Source organism: Pseudomonas jilinensis (assembly GCF_003586265.1).
Lineage (GTDB): Bacteria > Pseudomonadota > Gammaproteobacteria > Pseudomonadales > Pseudomonadaceae > Halopseudomonas > Halopseudomonas phragmitis.
On record NZ_QJSA01000013.1, the window covers coordinates 117,320 to 135,798 of the forward strand.

17 protein-coding genes and 2 pseudogenes are annotated in these 18,479 nt (G+C 62.1%); 9 read left to right on the plus strand and 10 right to left on the minus strand.

What is annotated here, in order from left to right; translation table 11 throughout:
- Position 1 precedes the first annotated feature (1 nt).
- From C2846_RS14735 to C2846_RS14750, 4 genes are all read right to left on the minus strand, one after another.
- Entirely contained in the window at positions 2-856 is an 855-nt protein-coding gene (locus C2846_RS14735) for a MotA/TolQ/ExbB proton channel family protein (RefSeq protein ID WP_119701801.1), read from the minus strand.
- Between the two features lie 30 nt (positions 857-886).
- Entirely contained in the window at positions 887-1,213 is a 327-nt protein-coding gene (locus C2846_RS14740; RefSeq protein WP_080048513.1) for a transcriptional regulator, read from the minus strand.
- Position 1,214: 1 nt separating this feature from the next.
- Positions 1,215-1,763 carry a hypothetical protein gene (locus tag C2846_RS14745; RefSeq protein WP_119701802.1) on the minus strand — a complete coding sequence of 183 codons (549 nt, stop codon included), beginning with the start codon at positions 1,761-1,763 and terminating at the stop codon, positions 1,215-1,217.
- Positions 1,764-1,950: 187 nt separating this feature from the next.
- Positions 1,951-2,709 carry an SDR family NAD(P)-dependent oxidoreductase gene (locus C2846_RS14750; protein ID WP_119701803.1) on the minus strand — a complete coding sequence of 253 codons (759 nt, stop codon included), beginning with the start codon at positions 2,707-2,709 and terminating at the stop codon, positions 1,951-1,953.
- 144 nt (positions 2,710-2,853) lie between these two features.
- Here C2846_RS14750 and C2846_RS14755 point away from each other — a divergent pair, with 144 nt between their 5' ends.
- From C2846_RS14755 to C2846_RS14790, 8 genes are all read left to right on the plus strand, one after another.
- Complete coding sequence (locus C2846_RS14755) at positions 2,854-4,188, plus strand: MFS transporter (RefSeq protein ID WP_119701804.1); 1,335 nt, start codon at positions 2,854-2,856, stop codon at positions 4,186-4,188.
- A gap of 13 nt (positions 4,189-4,201) precedes the next feature.
- Entirely contained in the window at positions 4,202-4,711 is a 510-nt protein-coding gene (locus C2846_RS14760) for a chalcone isomerase family protein (protein ID WP_080048525.1), read from the plus strand.
- 34 nt (positions 4,712-4,745) lie between these two features.
- Positions 4,746-6,290, plus strand: a complete 1,545-nt coding sequence (locus C2846_RS14765) for a cryptochrome/photolyase family protein (protein WP_119701805.1) — start codon at positions 4,746-4,748, stop codon at positions 6,288-6,290.
- A 93-nt stretch (positions 6,291-6,383) separates the two neighbouring features.
- Positions 6,384-6,812, plus strand: a complete 429-nt coding sequence (locus C2846_RS14770; protein WP_205890229.1) for a hypothetical protein — start codon at positions 6,384-6,386, stop codon at positions 6,810-6,812.
- Positions 6,813-6,938: 126 nt separating this feature from the next.
- On the plus strand, positions 6,939-8,399 hold the full coding sequence (locus tag C2846_RS14775; protein WP_205890231.1) for a protein adenylyltransferase SelO: 1,461 nt from the start codon (positions 6,939-6,941) through the stop codon (positions 8,397-8,399).
- Positions 8,400-8,605: 206 nt separating this feature from the next.
- Complete coding sequence (locus C2846_RS14780; protein WP_119701807.1) at positions 8,606-9,682, plus strand: HlyD family secretion protein; 1,077 nt, start codon at positions 8,606-8,608, stop codon at positions 9,680-9,682.
- Positions 9,679-12,426 carry a ribosome-associated ATPase/putative transporter RbbA gene (gene rbbA / locus C2846_RS14785; RefSeq protein WP_080048529.1) on the plus strand — a complete coding sequence of 916 codons (2,748 nt, stop codon included), beginning with the start codon at positions 9,679-9,681 and terminating at the stop codon, positions 12,424-12,426. Before C2846_RS14780 ends, rbbA begins: the two co-directional genes overlap by 4 nt.
- A gap of 1 nt (position 12,427) precedes the next feature.
- Complete coding sequence (locus C2846_RS14790; RefSeq protein WP_080048530.1) at positions 12,428-13,543, plus strand: ABC transporter permease; 1,116 nt, start codon at positions 12,428-12,430, stop codon at positions 13,541-13,543.
- A gap of 8 nt (positions 13,544-13,551) precedes the next feature.
- Here the strand turns inward: C2846_RS14790 and C2846_RS14795 are convergent, their stop codons facing one another.
- Entirely contained in the window at positions 13,552-14,019 is a 468-nt protein-coding gene (locus C2846_RS14795) for a redoxin family protein (protein WP_080048531.1), read from the minus strand.
- A gap of 8 nt (positions 14,020-14,027) precedes the next feature.
- Positions 14,028-14,504 (minus strand): cytochrome P460 family protein, encoded by a 477-nt coding sequence (locus tag C2846_RS14800; protein WP_119701808.1) that lies wholly within the window; start codon positions 14,502-14,504, stop codon positions 14,028-14,030.
- A gap of 106 nt (positions 14,505-14,610) precedes the next feature.
- Here C2846_RS14800 and C2846_RS14805 point away from each other — a divergent pair, with 106 nt between their 5' ends.
- A complete protein-coding gene (locus C2846_RS14805; RefSeq protein ID WP_119701809.1) occupies positions 14,611-15,174 on the plus strand; it encodes a MarR family winged helix-turn-helix transcriptional regulator in 564 nt (187 codons plus the stop codon).
- 87 nt (positions 15,175-15,261) lie between these two features.
- Here the strand turns inward: C2846_RS14805 and C2846_RS19195 are convergent.
- From C2846_RS19195 to C2846_RS14820, 4 genes and pseudogenes are all read right to left on the minus strand, one after another.
- Positions 15,262-15,493 (minus strand): annotated as a pseudogene (locus tag C2846_RS19195) (methyl-accepting chemotaxis protein); the annotation flags it as partial.
- Positions 15,473-16,174: pseudogene (locus C2846_RS18960) on the minus strand (PAS domain-containing protein); the annotation flags it as partial. The pseudogenes C2846_RS18960 and C2846_RS19195, both read right to left, overlap by 21 nt.
- Positions 16,174-17,556 (minus strand): aspartate aminotransferase family protein, encoded by a 1,383-nt coding sequence (locus C2846_RS14815; RefSeq protein ID WP_080048535.1) that lies wholly within the window; start codon positions 17,554-17,556, stop codon positions 16,174-16,176. The gene C2846_RS14815 and the pseudogene C2846_RS18960, both read right to left, overlap by 1 nt.
- 51 nt (positions 17,557-17,607) lie before the next feature.
- Positions 17,608-18,479, minus strand: an 872-nt coding sequence (locus C2846_RS14820) for an aldehyde dehydrogenase family protein (RefSeq protein WP_119701811.1), incomplete at its 5' end; no start/stop codon positions are given.

Consider the following 18,479-nt stretch of genomic DNA (forward strand, 5'->3'; position numbering starts at 1 on the left):
CTCAGTGCCCCTCGTCGATATTGCGCGACACGCTGGCAATCATTTCCGCGGAGAAGTTGTCCAGTGCACCGACGAAGCCGTTGATGTCACGGGCGAACTTGTTGAAGATCATCACCGCCGGAATCGCCGCAAACAGCCCCAGCGCAGTGGCCAGTAGCGCCTCGGCAATCCCCGGTGCGACAATCGCCAGGCTCGCCGAGCGCATGGTGGCAATGCTGGCGAAACTGTTGAGAATCCCCCAGACCGTGCCGAACAGTCCAATAAAGGGCGCCGTGGCGCCGATGGTAGCCAGCACGCCCATCATGCTGCCCAGCCGCGCCAGATCACGCTCCTGAACGATGCTGGCGTTCAGCGACATACGCTGCAGCATGCGGTTGACCCGACCGGCATCGGCACTGGCACCCGGCTGACGGCAGAATTGCTGGTACTCACCCATACCGGCCTGCCACATGCGCCCCATGGCGCTTTGGCTCAGACGCTCACCCAGCACTTCAATGGTTCCGGCACGAAAGTGCGTCAGAAAACGCTGGTTGGCACGTCGGGCGCGGACAAACACCAGCAGCTTTTCCAGCAGCACGGCCCAGGTCAGCAGCGAGCACAGCACCAGGAAGATCATCACCGACTTCACCACCCAGTCAGCCTGTTCGAACATCTCGCGCACGCCGAAACGCTCGCCCACCGCCGGCAACTCGTCCAGAGGCTGGATCTGAGCCGATTCAGCGGGCGCCACCGCCGCCGTGTCGGCAATCACGTACCCCGCTGATAGCGCCGCGACAGACAGCAGCGCGGCAATGGCCGCCAGTCTGGCGCGGTTCAGCCAGCGTTGAGTCGACTCACTAAGAAGTGTGGTGAACATGGAATCCCCGATTTGGTTGTTGTTGTCAGGTCAATCACCGGTCTCACCACTGTCGGTGTCCAGTGTTTGCAGTTCGAGAATGGCGTGCAGGGCAGCTACATAACTGGCAAACGCCTCGCGCCCGCGAGCGCTCAGGCATACCCGGGTACGCGGCTTCTTGCCGGCAAAATCTTTTTTGATGCGCACGTAATGAGCGCTTTCAAGAGTATTGAGATGGGCCCCAAGATTGCCGTCGGTGGTATCGACAATCCGCCGCAGGGCAACGAATTCCAGCCATTGGCTGCTGCCCAGCGTATTCAGTGCCGCCATGATTTTCAGGCGCACCGGCTGATGGATAATCTCATCGGGTGTTTGCATATCAGAGCCTGCCGAGCCAGACACCCGAAAGCATCAGGGTGCCGCCCCAGGTCATCGCCATGGCCCACCAGAACCAGGGGCCAGCAAACAGGAAGCTGAGCAGACTCAGACCGGCCAATGCGCCGCCGATCACCAGATAGCGCGGACGCAGCAACACCCCACGGAGAAAATACAGTACGCCGACGAACAGCGGCGCGATCATCGCCCCCTGTTCGGGCGAAAGCGGCCAGAACACCGCATGCAGAGCGACGATGAGAAACAGGATGGCACCGAGAATCAGCAGATAACGCCAACCAATCCCGGGCAGCAAGGCATTGGTGCGACGTGCCAACAAGGCACCGGCAACCAGACACAGCAGCACCAATGGCACCCAGATCTGCAACAGATGCTGTTCGAACAGCGCCGTGGCAACCAGACCAATACTGTTGGCCGCGCCCCAGAGGATGAGCTGCGCCGACTCGGCCTGATAGTCCTGAAAGCCGGCGGCACGTTCCTTGATAGCGTCGATTTCACGCAGCGCTCGGGCTGCTTCTTCAGCGGAGGGCGACATGGCAACTCGCATGTTTGTTCTTATTGCAAAGTACTCTATTTTACAGAGTAGACAAAAACAAGAGCTGTCTCATAGATTGATCCGGGTGATGCCCACGCATTAGCCAAACGATGTCAGACCGGCGTCGTTTGCGCATTGGACACCCGACTACATTAAATTTACCGCCCAAGCTAGTAACCGGAATCAACTACCCATTACGAAGCATCCTGCGCGCCAACGGCAGCCAAAGCAAATAGGGCAGACTCCTCACCCCCTTCATCAGCCAGCCAAACCCCCTAGGCACAAGAATCTCAAAGCGCCGCCCATCCACCTCACGCAGCACGGCAGCGGCGACCTGAGTCGGTTCGGTCAGCCCGGGCATCGGGAAGTCATTCTTGTCGGTCAGCGGGGTGCGCACAAAGCCCGGGCAGATGAGCCGCAGGCGCACTCCATCGCGGGCGAATTCGGGCTGCAAGGATTCAGCCAGGCTGATCAGCGCGGCCTTGGTCGCCCCATAGGGAGCGGCATAGGGTAACCCGCGATAACCCGCAACACTGGCGGTTATCATGATCTGCCCTCGCTTGCGCTCACGCATGCACCGCTGCAGCGCATCCAACCCATGAACCACGCCGATGTAGTTGACCTGCATCAGACGGGCAAAGAGCGCCGCACTAAAGTCATCCAGCGCCATCGGCTCATAATCTCCGGCATTGAGAATCGCCGTGTCGATTTCCCCCCAACGGGCCTCAATCGCCGCCACAGCCCGGTGCATGGCATCCAGATCGGTTACATCAACCGGAACGGCAAACAGCCGCTCTGGGTCCTGCGCTGCCTGCTGATGCAACAGCTCTGCCCGCCGGGCCGACAGGGCCACTCGCCAGCCGGCCCGGTGAAAAACATCAACCAGCGCGGCGCCAATGCCGGTACTGGCTCCGACCACCCACAGCGTACGCTGTACCTGTGACATGACAAAAACCTATACAAGTGAATGCCGATATAGCCAAGAGCCGCCTGCTCAAAGGCCCAATGACTCAGTAAATCATCACACAGCAACATTAGACAAATATTATACAAAAGAAATAATATACCTATACAAAATAGAGCCAAAGCCATGACCAATGTGATCCGCACCGCACCTGCTGCGAACGACCCGGCCAACCGGATCGGTACTCGGCTGGCCTATGGCTTGCCGGGGCTACCCCTGGCCATGCTTGGCGTTCCGCTGTACGTCTATTTGCCGCCCTTTTATGCAGCCCAGGTGGGGCTGGGGCTGGCGGCTGTCGGTACCGCGTTGATGCTGACCCGGCTGTTCGATGTGTTGAGCGATCCGCTCATCGGTTACCTGGCCGATCGCCTGCCAGCCGCCTATCGACGGCGCCTGATGATGCTGATCGGCACTCCGCTATTGCTGTTTGCCCTCCATCGCCTGTTACTGCCACCACCCGCCATCGGCCTGGCCTATCTCTATGGCTGGGCGCTACTGGCCTATCTGGGCTGGACCATGGTTACCCTGCCCTATCAGGCCTGGGGGGCGGAAGCGACTTTGAACTCGCATGGCCGCACCCGGCTGGCCACCAGCCGCGAAGGGTTCGCCATTGTCGGTATCGTGCTGGCGGCTGCCTTGCCGCTATTGATCGGCAGCGAAGACCCGGCGCGGGTTCTGGCTGCGGTCGCCATGCTGGTTCTGGTGCTGCTCCCGCTAGCGGTACTGCTGCTGTTTTGGCGCGTGCCGGAAACCGGCAAGCCCCAACCAGCCCAGTCCTGGCGGACCGGCCTGCGGCTGATTCGTAGCCAGCTGGCACTGCGTACCTTGCTGGGCGCCCACTTTCTCAACAGCCTGGCCAACGGCCTGCCGGCAGCGCTGTTTATCCTGTTCGTCAGCCACCGGCTGCAGGTTGAGTCCGCCTTGGGGCCGCTGCTGTTGCTGTACTTCGGCGCCGGAGTTATCGCACTGCCCGGCTGGAGCCTGCTTGCCCGCCATCTGGGCAAGCGTCTGGCCTGGCTGGCGTCGGTTTTGCTGGCGGCCAGCGCCTTCGTCGTAGTGCCATGGCTCGGACCCGGCGATCTGCTGGCCTTTGCTCTGGTGTGCCTGATTTCCGGGCTGTCGCTGGGCGCCGACCTGGCCTTGCCAGCCTCCATTCTCGGCGATCTGGCCGACGAGCAAAGCCACACCGGACTGCTGTTTGGCTTGCTGGGGCTGGTTGGCAAGCTGGCTCTGGCCATAGCGGTTGGCCTGGGCTTCGGCCTGCTGGAGTTGAGCGGCTTCCAGGGCGCGGACACAGACTCCACCGGCATGCTGGCCCTGCTCTACGGCGGAGTGCCGGTAGCCCTGAAACTGCTCGGCGGCTGGCTGATCTGGTCGCCGCTTGGGCGTCATTACCGGCCAGCGGCGCTGACCAGCGCGGCCGCAGAGCCCCTGCCGCAGTCACGCCAGCCACTCCCTTAGCGAGGTCGCCACAATGAAACCGCTTGCTCTGTTCATGACACTGATCCTGGCACTGCCGGCCACCGCCAGCCCGTCCAGCCTGACCCTGTTCGGTGAAGGCACCGCCAGCTACCTGCTGGTACGGGTCTACGACGCTCGACTTTATGCCCCAGCGCAAACACCCGTTGACCGCCTGCTGGATCAACACACGCCACGCCGGCTGAGCCTGGAATACCGCGTGGCCATCGACCGCGCGGATATCGAAACTGCCGCCTGGCGCACGCTTGAGCGCCAGCACGACAGTACCCGGCTGGCCGCACTGCGCCCCGCCATTGATCAACTCCATGGCGCCATGCAGTCGGTCCAGCCCGGCGACCGCTACCTGCTGGAATACCAGGGCGACGGTACTCTGGAACTGTATTTCAACGAACAACCGGTGATCCGTCTCCAGAACCCGGAATTGGCCGAGGTATATTTCGGCATCTGGCTGGGCGAGCCGCCGCTCTCACCCCGGCTCCGCGCCCAACTCATCGGCCGGCGCTGAGCGTGCTGCCTGCCAGCCGCTGGGCAAGAACCCAATGCGCAACCTGATTGTGGTACTTGGCGATCAACTGGATCGCCACAGTGCGGCGCTGGATGATTTCGACCCCGACCAGGATCTTGTCTGGATGGCGGAAGTCCAGACAGAAAGCCGTCACGTCTGGTCTCACAAGGCACGCATTGCCCTGTTTCTTGCCGCCATGCGCCATTTCGCCGAAGACATCCGTGCCAGAACCTGGCCGATCGAATACCTGTATCTGGATCAGCACCCGCATCCTGACCTGGCCAGTGCCCTGGCCGATACGCTGGCACGTCGACGCCCACGCCAACTGGTCATGGTCCCGGCAGGCGACTGGCGGGTACAAACGCAAATCGAAGCCGTCTGCACCCAGGCTGCCATCCCGCTGACAGTACACCCCGACCGCCACTTCATCGCCCAGCCCGAGGAATTCAGCCGCTGGGCCCATGGCCGCCAGCTGTTTCGTCTGGAGCACTGGTATCGCCGGTTGCGTCAACGCACCGGGCTGTTGATGGATGACCGGCAACCGCTGGGCGGACAATGGAACTTCGATGCCGCCAACCGCAATGCCTTCGATGCCCGTGGCCCAGGCCTGCTGTGGCAACCCCAACGTTTCGCGCCGGACGCCCTGACTGGCGAGGTACTGAGCTTGGTCGCGCGGCTGTTCCCGGATCATCCGGGTAGCCTGGCGGCATTCGACTGGCCAGTAACCCCGACACAGGCGCAGCAGGCGCTGGAGGATTTCATTACCCACCGCCTACCGCTGTTCGGTCGCTATCAGGATGCGATGTGGCACTCAGAGCCCTGGCTGTACCACAGCCGCCTGTCCGCGGCCTTGAATCTCAAGTTGATCGACCCACTGACGGTCTGCCAGCGGGCGGAGGCAGCCCTGCACGCCAGGCAGGCGCCAATCGAGGCCGTGGAAGGTTTCATCCGCCAGATCCTCGGCTGGCGCGAATACGTCCACGGGTTGTACCGTTTGTGGATGCCGCAATGGCTGGAGTGGAATGCCTTGTCAGCCCATGAGCCGCTGCCAGCCTGGTTCTGGACCGGCGAGACCGACATGGCCTGTCTGCACCAGGTTATCAGCCAGACCCTGCAAACCGGCTACGCTCACCATATCCAGCGACTGATGGTGACCGGCCTGTTCTGCCTGCTGCTTGGGGTCGAACCACGCCAGGTCCATGAGTGGTATCTGGCCGTTTATGTCGATGCCGTTGAGTGGGTCGAGCTGCCCAATGTGTTGGGCATGAGCCAGCATGCCGATGGTGGGCGCATGGCCTCCAAACCCTACATCGCCAGCGGTCGCTACATTCAGCGCATGAGCAACTACTGCAGCGGCTGCCGCTTTCGCCCCGACCAGGCCAGCGGCGCCAATGCCTGCCCTTTCACCACCCTGTACTGGGACTTTCTCGACCGCCACCAGTCTGAGCTGGCCAGCAATCCGCGCATAACACCACAACTGCGCAACCTTGAACGCCTCGATCCCAGCAGCCGGCAGAACATCCGTCAGCAGGCCGAGCAGTTGCGTACCGACCTGCGCACCCAACAGGGTCAGGGCTAACCACGGGATTTATCACGACCAGCGCATAGCTTTTTGCTATCATCCGCGCCGCTCTTTGAGCCTAATATAAGTAAGTATGAAAGGGAGAGGCGCATGAAAGCGCGACGTTTGATGTTTGCATTTGGACTGGTTGCCGTTTGTACAGGTTGTGCGAGCGGTCTCAACTCTCACCAGAAAGCCGAGCTGAACTACTACGAGGCCCGCGGCATGGCGGTCGAAGAAAAGAGTCCGGGGGCTGGCGCAGCATTGGGGCTGTTGCCTGGTGGCGGCTCGTTCTACGGCCGTGAATATGGGCTCGGAGTGGTCAACCTGCTGTTCTGGCCGCTGTCGATCCTCTGGGATCCGATCAGCGGGCACAATGCCGCCCAGTCGCTCAACTATACCGCAACCAAGGCCCATGTTGATCGCATCCAGCAGAAGGAACTGGCCGATCTGGATGAGCGCCTGAAAACCGGACAAATCGACCTGACCGAATACACCCTGGAAAAACGCAAGGTCGATCAGAAGTACAGTTTCAACTAAGCAGCAAGCATGTCAGCAGGGGGCCCGCCCCGGGCTTCCTGCTCAAGCAGTTCCTTCCCCAGCAGCATTGCATCCCGGCGCCAGTGCGCGACAATGAGCGAACAGCCTTATGCTCCGGAGCCGCCCATGTGGAATTTCGACAACAGTTACGCCCGCCTGCCCGACAGCCTGCATGCCCGCCAGGCCCCCACGCCCGTGGCGCAGCCACAGTGGGTGGTGCTGAACCGCGCGCTGGCCACTGAACTGGGCTTGTCGATAGCCGCGCTGGAAAGTGCCGAGGGGCTGGCGGTGCTGGCTGGCAATGCCTTACCGGCAGGCGCGCAGCCGCTGGCCCAGGCCTATGCCGGGCATCAGTTCGGCAACTTCACCATGCTGGGTGACGGCCGTGCGGTACTGCTCGGTGAGCACATCAGCCCGGATGGACAGCGCGTCGACATCCAGCTCAAGGGCTCGGGACCAACCCCGTTTTCCCGCCGGGGCGATGGCCGGGCGGTGCTGGGGCCGATGTTGCGCGAGTACATCATCAGCGAGGCGCTGCACGGGCTGGGTATTCCCACCACCCGCAGCCTGGCGGTGGTGAGCAGCGGCGAAGCGGTCATGCGCCAGATGCGCGAACCCGGAGCGGTACTGACCCGCATCGCCAGCAGTCACCTGCGGGTCGGCACCTTCGAGTATGCGATCCGCAAGGGCGGGGTCGAACTGGTCCGGGAACTGGCCGATTACACTATTGAGCGTCATTACCCGCACTGCCGCACCAGCGACAATATCTATCTGGCCTTGCTGGAAGCCGTGATGGAACGTCAGGCGACGCTGATCGCCAGTTGGATGCAGGTCGGCTTTATCCATGGTGTGATGAATACCGACAACATGAGTCTGTGCGGCGAAAGTATCGACTTTGGCCCGTGCGCCTTCATGGACAGCTACAAACCAATGACGGTGTTCAGCTCGATCGACCATCAGGGCCGCTATGCCTACGGCAACCAGCCGGCGATTGGCCAGTGGAACCTGGCGCGGCTGGCCGAGACCCTGCTACCGCTGCTGTCCGACGAGCAGGAACAGGCCGTTGAACTGGCCCAGCAGACCCTCGGCCGCTATGTCGAGCGCTATCAGCAGGCCTGGCTGCAGGGCATGGGGGCCAAGCTTGGCTTGTTCCAGGCCGGCAGCAACGACCGGCAACTGATTGAGGACTGGCTGCAGTTGCTCGATGAGCAGCAGGCCGACTTCACCAACAGTTTCCGCGCACTGGCCGGTGATCCGGCCTCACTGGCCGAACTGCCCCCCCAGCCACTGTTCGACAGCCCGGCATTCGCCGCCTGGCGCCAGCGCTGGGAAGCCCGGCTGGCGCAGCAAAACGAATCCGCCGAACAGGCCAAGGCTCTGATGCAACGCCACAACCCGCAACTGATTGCCCGCAACCATCAGGTCGAAAAGGCCCTGCAGGCTGCCAGCGAGTCCGGCGACCTGCAACCTGTGCTGCGCCTGGTCGCGTTGCTCCAGACGCCGTATCAGGTCCAGCCCGGCTGCGCCGACTATTGCCGGCAGCCAGAACCGGCCGAGCGGGTATTCCAGACCTTCTGTGGTACCTGAACTCTGGGCACGACAACAACTGCGCAAGAGAATTTTACTCCAGCCGGCTGGCCAATCCGGCTGCACGGGTATAGGCTTTTTTACGTTACCCAACATGAACATGACCGATGTCAATCAAGGTTGAAGTGTCATCGGTCATCATGCCTGTCATACCAGCCTCTGTTGTTTGGTAACTACTCAACTCTGTCATCAAAAGGATATTAGGCATGACGTTGAAACTCTCCCGTACCGCCTCCCGAGCCCTGATTGCCCTGGCTGTGTTGCTGGTCATTGGCCTGCTGGTCTGGCTGGAAATGCGCCCCAGTGGCTATGGCGAGGCCTTCGTCAGCGGCAACGGGCGCATCGAGGCGACTGAAATCGACGTAGCCACCAAGCTGGCCGGGCGGATTCAGACCATCCATGTCGATGAGGGCGATTTCGTTCAGCCCGGCCAACTGCTGGCGGAAATGGATCTCAGCTCGCTGCAGGCTCAGCTTAACCAGGCCGAAGCCCAGACCCGCCAGGCCGCCAACGCGATTGAAACCGCCCAGACCCTGGTAGCCCAGCGCGAAAGCGAAAAGGCCACCGCCGAAGCGGTGGTGCTGCAACGCCAGGCGGAAGTGACCGCGGCTGACAAGCGCTACAACCGGGTCCGGGTGCTGGTACAGCGCAACGCCATGTCCCAACAGGATGCCGACGATAGCCTGACTGCGCTGCAGAGTGCCCAGGCCGCGCTGGCCGCCGCTCGCGCCCAGGTCCATTCCGCCGAGGCCGGTATTGCGGCCGCACGCTCCCAGGTCATTGGCGCCGAATCGGCACTGGAAGCCAGTCAGGCGGCCGTGGAGCGGATCAAGGCTGATATCAGTGACAGCCGCCTGAGCACCGATCGCCAAGCCCGGGTGCAGTTTCGCACCGCCCAGCCCGGCGAAGTACTGGGCGCCGGCGGGCGGGTACTCAATCTGGTTGACCTGTCCGATGTGTACATGACCTTTTTCGTTCCCGAGCGTCTGGCCGGCCGCATCCCGCTCGGCTCTGAGGTGCGGATCATCCTCGATGCCGCACCCGAGTACGTGATCCCGGCCAACGTCAGTTTTGTCGCCAGCGTGGCCCAGTTCACCCCCAAAAGCGTCGAGACCGAAAGCGAACGGGAAAAGATGATGTTCCGGGTCAGGGCCAGGATCGCCCCTGAATTGCTGCAACGCCATCTGGAGCAGGTCAAGACCGGCCTGCCCGGAGTCGCCTGGCTGAAGCTTGACGGCGAGGCTGACTGGCCCAACGCCCTGCGTGTGAATGTTGGCCAATGACTGCGGCCAGCCCGCCAGTCGCCCTGGTGCGGGACGTCAGCCTGCGCTATGGCAAGACCCTGGCTTTAGCCAACCTGACGCTGGAGCTGCCGGCCAACTGCATGGTCGGGCTGATCGGCCCTGACGGGGTTGGCAAATCCAGCCTGCTGGCCCTGATCTCCGGCGCGCGCCAGCTGCAAACCGGCGATTTGCAAGTACTGGGTGGCGATATGCGCGATGTCCGCCACCGCCGCCGGGTCTGCCCACGGATCGCCTACATGCCCCAGGGCCTGGGCAAGAACCTCTATCCGACGCTCAGCGTCTTCGAAAACCTCGACTTCTTTGGCCGGTTGTTCAATCAGGAACCAGCCGAGCGCCAACGACGCATTCACGACCTGCTGGCCAGCACCGGTATGAGTCCATTCATCGACCGGCCGGCCGGCAAGCTGTCTGGCGGCATGAAGCAGAAACTCGGGCTGTGCTGCGCACTGATCCACGACCCGGACCTGCTGATTCTCGATGAGCCAACCACCGGCGTTGACCCGCTGTCGCGCAACCAGTTCTGGGAGCTGATTGCCCGGATTCGTCAGCAACGTCCAAACATGAGCGTGCTGGTCGCCACCGCCTACATGGACGAAGCTCAACGCTTCGACTGGCTGGTGGCGATGGACGAAGGCCAGGTCCTGGATACCGGCAGCCCCGCCGAGCTGCTACAACGTACCGCCAGCCACAACCTGGAACAGGCCTTCGTTGCTCTGCTACCAGAGGCCAAGCGCAGCCAGCACCGGCAGTTGCAGATCCCCCCGCGCCAACCCAGTGATGAGGTGGCGATTGAGGCCCACGACCTGACCTGCCGGTTCGGCGATTTCACTGCGGTGAACAAGGTCAACTTCCGGATTGAGCGCGGAGAAATCTTTGGCTTTCTCGGCTCCAACGGCTGCGGCAAGTCGACCACCATGAAAATGCTCACCGGCCTGCTGCCGTTCAGCGAAGGCGAGGCCTGGCTGTTCGGCAAACCGGTCGACCCGCACGACATGCAAACCCGCCAGCGGGTCGGCTACATGTCCCAGGCCTTCTCGCTCTACAGCGAGCTGACGGTGCGCCAGAATCTGGAATTGCACGCCCGGCTGTTCCATATCCCGGCCGAACGCCGCAGCGCCCGGATCGAGGAAATGCTGACCCGTTTCAGTCTGCACGAGCAGGCCGACAGTTTGCCGATGAGCCTGCCATTGGGGATCCGTCAGCGCCTGTCGCTGGCCGTAGCGGTAATCCACGCCCCGGAAATCCTGATCCTCGACGAGCCCACCTCCGGGGTCGACCCGGTAGCCCGTGACGGGTTCTGGGAATTGCTGGTGCAGATGTCACGTGAGGAAGGGGTAACGATCTTCATTTCTACCCACTTCATGAACGAGGCCGAGCGCTGCGATCGCATGTCGCTGATGCATGCCGGCCGGGTGCTGGACAGCGACACCCCGCAGGCGCTGATGGACAAGCGCGGCATGGACAACCTCGAAGAGGCCTTTATCGCCTACCTGCGTGAAGCCAGCGAGCAGAACCAGCCGGCTGACAGCAGCCCCGAGCAGCAACCGACCGAACCGGCTCCCGAACCTGCCGCCCATACAGCTTCCAGCCGTCTGCCTCGCTTCAGCCTGCGCCGGCTGTTCAGCTATGCCCAACGCGAAGGCATGGAGCTGCGCCGCGACCCGGTACGCCTGGTGCTGGCGCTGTTCGGCACAGTGTTTCTGATGCTGATCATGGGTTACGGCATCACCATGGATGTGGAAGACCTGAACTTCGCTGTGCTGGATAACGACCAGACCACCCAGAGCCAGGCCTATACCCTGAACCTGGCCGGTTCGCGCTATTTTATCGAACAGCCGCCGCTACGCAGCCAGGACGAAATGCGCCAGCGCATGCGCGAAGGCAAGATCAGCCTGGCAGTGGAAATCCCGCCCGGGTTTGGCCGCGACCTGCTGCGCGGCGCCAACCCCCAAGTGGCGTTCTGGATCGATGGTGCCATGCCCATGCGCGCCGACACCATTCGCGGCTATGTGCAGGGCATCCACCTGAGCTACCTGCAGCAACTGGCCCGCCAGGCGCCAGCCAGCTACAACGCCACCCTGGTCGATATCGCCGTACGTTATCGCTACAACCCGGACGTGCAGAGCCTGCCGGCCATGGTTCCGGCGGTCATCCCGATGTTGCTGCTGATGATTCCGGCGATGCTCACGGCTCTGGGCGTGGTGCGGGAAAAGGAGCTGGGCTCGATCACCAACTTCTATGTCACCCCGGTCACCCGGCTGGAGTTTCTGCTTGGCAAGCAGTTGCCCTATGTCGCGCTGGGCATGGTCAACTTCGTCACTCTGATTCTGCTGTCGGTGCTGCTGTTCAAGGTGCCGATTACCGGCAGTCTGCTGACCCTGACGCTGGCGGCGCTGGTCTATCTGATCTGCGCCACCGCTATCGGCCTGATGATGTCGACCATCCTCAGCAGCCAGATCGCAGCGATCTTTGCCACGGCAATCGTCACCCTGATCCCGGCGGTACAGTTCTCCGGCCTGACCCATCCGGTGTCGGCGCTGGAAGGCGCCGGAGCGCTGATCGGCCAGCTGTACCCGACCAGCCATTTTCTGGTGATCAGCCGCGGGGTGTTTTCCAAGGCGCTCACCCTGATCGAACTGTGGCCCTACTTCGTGCCCATGCTGATCGCCATTCCGGTGCTGACGATCTTCAGCGTCGCCGGCCTGAAAAAGCAGGAAAAATGACATGCGCAGCCTGAGCAACATTCTCCAGCTTGGTATCAAGGAACTGCGCAGCCTGTACCGCGACCCGGCCCTGCTGTTGCTGATTCTCTACGCCTTCACCCTGAGCATCTACACCAGCGCCACAGCCACCCCGGAGTCGCCGCACCGGGCCACCATCGCCGTGGTCGATGAAGACCAGTCGCCGGTTTCTCAACGGATCACCGACGCCTTTCAACTGCCCTACTTCATGCCACCGCAACTGATCGATCACGGCGCCATGGACCTGGGCATGGACCGCGGGCTGTATACCTTCACCCTGAATATTCCGCCGAATTATCAGCGTGACCTGCTGGCCGGGCGCAACCCGACCATTCAGCTCAACGTCGATGCCACTCAGGTCAGCCAGGCCTTCACCGGGGCCGGGCATATCCAGCAGATTATCCAGGCCGAGGTCACCGCCTTCGTCCAGCGTTATCGCAGCGAAACCGCGCTGCCGATCGACGCGGTGGTACGCACCGCCTACAACCCCAACCTTGAACGCTCCTGGTTCGGTGCCATCACCTCGGTGATCGACCAGATCACCATGCTGTCGATCATCCTGACCGGCGCGGCCCTGATCCGCGAACGCGAGCACGGCACCATTGAGCACCTGCTGGTGATGCCGGTCACCCCGTTCGAGATCATGCTGGCCAAGGTCTGGGCCATGGGTCTGGTGGTACTGCTGGCCTCCAGCCTGGCCTTGCGGGTAGTGGTCCAGCAGGCGCTGGGGGTACCGATCCAGGGCTCGGTGTCGCTGTTCATGCTGGGCACCGCCCTGCACCTGTTCGCCACCACCTCGATCGGGATTTTCTTCGGCACGGTGGCCCGCTCCATGCCCCAGCTCGGGCTGCTGGTGATCATCAGCCTGATTCCTTTGATGATTCTGTCCGGCGCCCTGACCCCGCGAGAAAGCATGCCCGAGATTCTGCAGCAGATCATGCTGGCCGCGCCGACTACCCACTTCGTGGAACTGGCCCAGGGTATTCTGCTGCGTGGCGCCGGACTGGCAATCGTCTGGCCCCAACTGCTGGCCCTGACAGTGATCGGCAGCCTGTTCTTCGTCGGTTCGCTGGCGCGGCTGCGCAAGTCGTTGCAGTAGTAGTGCGCTTACTTGAGCGCCAGCAGTTCGCCAACCAGAATTCCCAACTGCAGGTCATCCACCCCACCAGTGGCCTGCAGGCGAATGTGCCCGGTTCGGTCGATCAGTACTAGAGTTGGGGTACCCTCCATGGCATAGGCGCGCATGGTCGCGGGAATCGCTGTGCCGGCCAGCGGCTGATCAACAGCGACCGGGTGGGTGATCCGGTACTCCTTGAGAAACACTTCCAGTGCACTCGGCGCCATCGCCAGATGGTGTTCAAACACCGTATGCAGGCCCACCACCACCAGTTCAGCGCTGGCAAAACGCCGATGCAGGCGTTCGGCTTGCGGCACGGCATGGCTGACACAGCCGGGGCAAAGCATCTGAAAGGCGTGCAGCACCACCACCCGGCCGCGCAAGGCGGCCAGACTCAGTGGAGCGCTGTTGAACCACTGGCAGACCTGCCATTCAGGTGCGCGAACCTGTGTATCCATAGTCAGACTCAATCCCGCAAACGGCTGAACACATAGTCGTATTCGCGCTCCGAGGTATGGCAGGCGAAGCAGGCATCATGGGCATTGGCACCCACCACCCGGGCAGCCGGATCGCCAGCGGCAAACCCCTCGAAGCCCCAGCCGGCGGTTTCCGGATAGGCTGCCTGATCCTTATGCATGACGCCTAGCACCTTGCGCACCCCTTCGACCACCGCATGATCGGCGCGCTCGGCTTCCAGCAGATCGAAGGCTATCACCGCACCATCAGGGAACTGCCCGCTACGATAGCCTTCCATTGCCAGCGGATTGGCGTAGATATGATGAATACCGCCGAAGGCCTCATAGAGCGGATGCCCCTGTTCGATCAGCATGCTTTTGACATGCTGCCACTGACGGTATTCGGTTGGATAAGGCACCTCGGTTTGCGCCTGGGCGCTCAGCCCCAGCGCCAGCAGTACCACCAAAGCGAGAGCAAAACGGTTCATGGCCAACTCCTCGCAAGATATTATGTATTGACTCGATGCATCATTATCAAGCTTAGAGCCGAACCCGCGCTTGTCAAATTATGTAGCGAGGCGATACATTGCAGCCATGAGCACCTCATCTCTGCTTCTTGAGCGCTTGAGCGCACTGATCCAGCAAGCCGTGCGCGACGACGCCGCCCGCCATGGCCTGCTGCCGATCCAGTTACAGGTGCTGCATTATTTGGCCCAGGCCAACCGCTACAGTGACTTGCCGATTGCGATTGCTGAATATTTCGGCATCACCCGCGGCACTGTCTCCCAGACCCTGGCGGTTCTGGAGCGCCGCGGCCTGCTGATCAAACAGGCTGATCCCCGGCACGGCAAACGCATCCACCTGCTGCTGACCGACAATGCCCGGCAAATTCTCGAACACAGCTGGGTCCAGCGGCTGGACAGCGCCCTGCACAGCCTGCCTACAGCCGAGCACACCGAAGCCGGCCTGCGTGAACTGCTGAGCGCTCTGCAACGACTCAACGGCCAGCAGGCGTTCGGCATTTGCCAGCACTGTGTCCATTTCTGCCCGGACTCGCACGGCCATCACTGCGGCCTGACCGGTGAGCCGCTAGAGTCGGAGCAAAGCCAGTTGATCTGCCGGGAGTGGCAGGCGCCAGCACAGTCGAGGGAGACCTGAAGCCCTAGCGGCGTTGCTCTATTGCCGCCACGCCCTGCCCGCGCTTGTAAGCCGCCAGCATTTCCTGAATCTTCAACGTCGCCTCACGGGTTCGCCCCGACAGCTGTTTGACTTCATCGGCGACCACCGAGAAACCCCGCCCAGCCTCGCCGGCCCGCGCCGCTTCAATCGCCGCGTTGAGTGCCAGCAGGTTGGTCTGATCAGCGATGCCACGAATCACTTCAACCACCTGGGCAATCTGGGCATAGGTGGCTTCGGTCGCAGCCTGCTCACGCTGACGCAGGCTTTCGGCATGTTTTTCATCGGAAATATCGCGCATCACGCCAACCACCCGGGTCAGGCGTCCACGGGCATCGCGCAGCCCGCGCCCACGCTCGCGGAACCAGGTTTCGCCCCTGGTCTTGTGGGTCATCCGGTACTCGACCACGTAGCAGGCCTCCGGATCCTTCGACTGAGCGAACTCGGCGAACACCGCCATCATGCGCTTGAAGTCCTCGGGATGAGTAATCCGTTCATAGCTGTCCCAGCCATCGGCAAACTCCTCGGCGCTGTAGCCGATCAGTGCGCGGAACTGTGGGGACCAGCGCAGCACGTTGGCCGGGTGATCGACATCACCATCGACCACTCTCAGATCCCAGCTACCCTCGGTCAGGGTCTGGCGGGTCAGTTCCCAGACCGCCTGTTCTTCTCGATAACGCTCCAGGGCCGCCAGGCTTTCGCCCAGCTCAGCCTGGGCCTGCTGATACTGCTGTTGATAAAGCTGCGCCTGGGACTCGGCCGCAGCCAGTTGCTGCTGCAACCCGGACGACGGATCAAGCTGAGGTTGACGCTGATCCTGTAGGCTGGGCCGGGTCAGCTCCAGCCAGTCGCTAGCCAGTCGCCCCAGTGCCTGTTCAAGCTCAGGGTAGCCGCCCATCTCTGGCTGCCCTCGGCCATCGAGTACCTGGTGGATAGCGGCGGCGGCCCGCTCTGACAATGCACGCCGTTTGGCACCGAACATTACTGCTGCTCCCGGAACCAGCGTTCGGTATCATCCAACGCCCGGGCAAAACGCTCGAGGATCATATCGATTTCAGCGGCTTGCACGATCAGTGGCGGGCAGAAGGCCAAGGCATCACCCATATTGCGGTTGATCATGCCGTACTGCTGAGTCCGTCCGGCCAGGTATCGTCCCAGACGCCCCACCGCCTCAAACGGGGCCTTGCTGGCCTTGTCGGCGACCAGTTCCACCGCCCCGATCAACCCGCACCCACGCACCTCCCCGACCAGCGGATGATCACTGAAGCCGGCCAGCCCGGCATGCAGGCGCTGGCCCATAAGCGCCGCCTGCTCAACCAGATGCTGCTCTTCAATGATCCGCAGATTCTCCAGCGCCACCGCCGTGGCGACCGGGTGACCGCCGCCGGTAAAGCCGTGGCCCAACGCCCCGAAGCTGTGGCTCTGGTCGGCAATCGGCTGGTAAATGCTGTCGTTGATTAGCAGCGCGGCGATCGGCTGGTAGGATGAAGACAGTTGCTTGGACAGCACCATGACATCCGGCTCAATGGCAAAGGTCTGGCTACCGAACATCTGCCCGGTGCGGCCAAAGCCGCAGATCACCTCGTCAACCACCACCAGCACATCATGCTTGCGGCACACCGCCTGGACCCTTTCCCAGTACCCCCTGGGCGGCACTATCACCCCGCCGGCGCCCATCAACGGCTCGGCATAGAAGGCCGCCACGGTCTCCGGGCCCTCACGCAGGATGGTCTGTTCCAGCTCATCGGCCAGCCGCCCGGCAAACTGCTCCTCGGTTTCACCGGGCAGGGCATGGCGATAGTGGTGTGGACAGCCAACATGCACAAACCCCGGCAATGGCACATCGAAGCCGCGCTGGTTGGCCGGCAGTCCGGTCAGGCTGGCACTGGCCAGGGTAATGCCGTGATAGCCATTGAGACGACTGATGAATTTCTTTTTCTGGTTAAGCCCCAGGGCATTGTTGCGATACCAGATCAGCTTGATCACAGTGTCGTTGGCCTCGGAACCGGAGTTGGTGAAGAACACCTTGCTCATCGGTACTGGCGCCATCTCGATCAGTTTTTCCGCCAGTTCGATGCTCGGGGCATGGGCCTTGTGACTGAACAGATGATAGAACGGCAGGCTGCGCAACTGACGCTCGGCGGCCTGGATCAGGCGCTGATTGTTGAACCCCAGCGCCACACTCCAGAGCCCGGACATAGCCTCGATGTACTCGTTGCCCTGATCATCGTAGACATAAATTCCTGCACCCCGCTCGATCACCAAAGGCCCCTGCTGTTCATGCAGGCGTGCGTCGGTATAAGGGTGCAGATGGTGGCGGATATCTTTTTGCGCCAGGCTCGACAGCGATGCGAGTTGGTTCATGAGCTGATCTCCAAAATCGTGGGCATATATCTCAAGGCTAGTCGACCGGGCTCAGTGGATGCCGCCCAGACACAGGTATTTGATTTCCAGGTAATCGTCGATGCCGTACTTCGAGCCTTCACGGCCCAGTCCGGAGGACTTGACCCCGCCAAACGGTGCCAGCTCGGTGGAGATCAGTCCGGTATTGATACCGACCATGCCGTACTCCAGCGCCTCGGCTACCCGAAATACCCGCCCCAGATCCCGGGCATAGAAATACGAGGCCAGACCATATTCAGTGGCATTGGCCAATGCGATCACCTCGGCCTCATCCCGAAACCGGAACAGCGGTGCCAGCGGGCCAAAGGTTTCCTCTCGGGCGACCAGGGCATCAGCCGGCACATCGACCAGAATGGTCGGCTCGAAGAACCCGCCCCCCAAGGCATGCGGCTGCCCCCCACAAACCAACTGCGCGCCCCGCGTCAGGGCATCATCAATATGCTGCTGAACCTTGGCCAGCGCCTGGGCATCGATCAACGGGCCGGTGGTCACCCCGGGCTCCAGACCATTACCAATCTTCAGGCCGGCCACCGCGACCCGCAATTTGTCGACGAACGCGTCATAGACCTGATCATGGATATACAGGCGATTGGCACAGACACAGGTCTGCCCGTTATTGCGGAACTTGGAGATCAGCGCTCCCTCTACCGCAGCATCCAGGTCGGCATCCTCGAACACGATAAAGGGCGCATTGCCACCCAGTTCCAGTGACACCTTCTTGATATCGGCGGCGCACTCGGCCAGCAGTTGCCGGCCAATTTCGGTCGAACCGGTGAAGCTCAGCTTGCGCACGCTGGGATTACTGGTCAGTTCGGCACCGACGTCTGCGGCACTGCCGGTGACCACACTGAACACCCCCGGCGGAATCCCGGCCTGCTCGGCCA

Bases quoted from the DNA above. Each gene is read 5' to 3' on its own strand.
- C2846_RS14735 (WP_119701801.1), bottom strand. From the start codon at position 856: ATGTTCACCACACTTCTTAGTGAGTCGACTCAACGCTGGCTGAACCGC.
- C2846_RS14740 (WP_080048513.1), bottom strand. From the start codon at position 1,213: ATGCAAACACCCGATGAGATTATCCATCAGCCGGTGCGCCTGAAAATC.
- C2846_RS14745 (WP_119701802.1), bottom strand. From the start codon at position 1,763: ATGTCGCCCTCCGCTGAAGAAGCAGCCCGAGCGCTGCGTGAAATCGAC.
- C2846_RS14750 (WP_119701803.1), bottom strand. From the start codon at position 2,709: ATGTCACAGGTACAGCGTACGCTGTGGGTGGTCGGAGCCAGTACCGGC.
- C2846_RS14755 (WP_119701804.1), top strand. From the start codon at position 2,854: ATGACCAATGTGATCCGCACCGCACCTGCTGCGAACGACCCGGCCAAC.
- C2846_RS14760 (WP_080048525.1), top strand. From the start codon at position 4,202: ATGAAACCGCTTGCTCTGTTCATGACACTGATCCTGGCACTGCCGGCC.
- C2846_RS14765 (WP_119701805.1), top strand. From the start codon at position 4,746: ATGCGCAACCTGATTGTGGTACTTGGCGATCAACTGGATCGCCACAGT.
- C2846_RS14770 (WP_205890229.1), top strand. From the start codon at position 6,384: ATGAAAGCGCGACGTTTGATGTTTGCATTTGGACTGGTTGCCGTTTGT.
- C2846_RS14775 (WP_205890231.1), top strand. From the start codon at position 6,939: ATGTGGAATTTCGACAACAGTTACGCCCGCCTGCCCGACAGCCTGCAT.
- C2846_RS14780 (WP_119701807.1), top strand. From the start codon at position 8,606: ATGACGTTGAAACTCTCCCGTACCGCCTCCCGAGCCCTGATTGCCCTG.
- rbbA (WP_080048529.1), top strand. From the start codon at position 9,679: ATGACTGCGGCCAGCCCGCCAGTCGCCCTGGTGCGGGACGTCAGCCTG.
- C2846_RS14790 (WP_080048530.1), top strand. From the start codon at position 12,428: ATGCGCAGCCTGAGCAACATTCTCCAGCTTGGTATCAAGGAACTGCGC.
- C2846_RS14795 (WP_080048531.1), bottom strand. From the start codon at position 14,019: ATGGATACACAGGTTCGCGCACCTGAATGGCAGGTCTGCCAGTGGTTC.
- C2846_RS14800 (WP_119701808.1), bottom strand. From the start codon at position 14,504: ATGAACCGTTTTGCTCTCGCTTTGGTGGTACTGCTGGCGCTGGGGCTG.
- C2846_RS14805 (WP_119701809.1), top strand. From the start codon at position 14,611: ATGAGCACCTCATCTCTGCTTCTTGAGCGCTTGAGCGCACTGATCCAG.
- C2846_RS14815 (WP_080048535.1), bottom strand. From the start codon at position 17,556: ATGAACCAACTCGCATCGCTGTCGAGCCTGGCGCAAAAAGATATCCGC.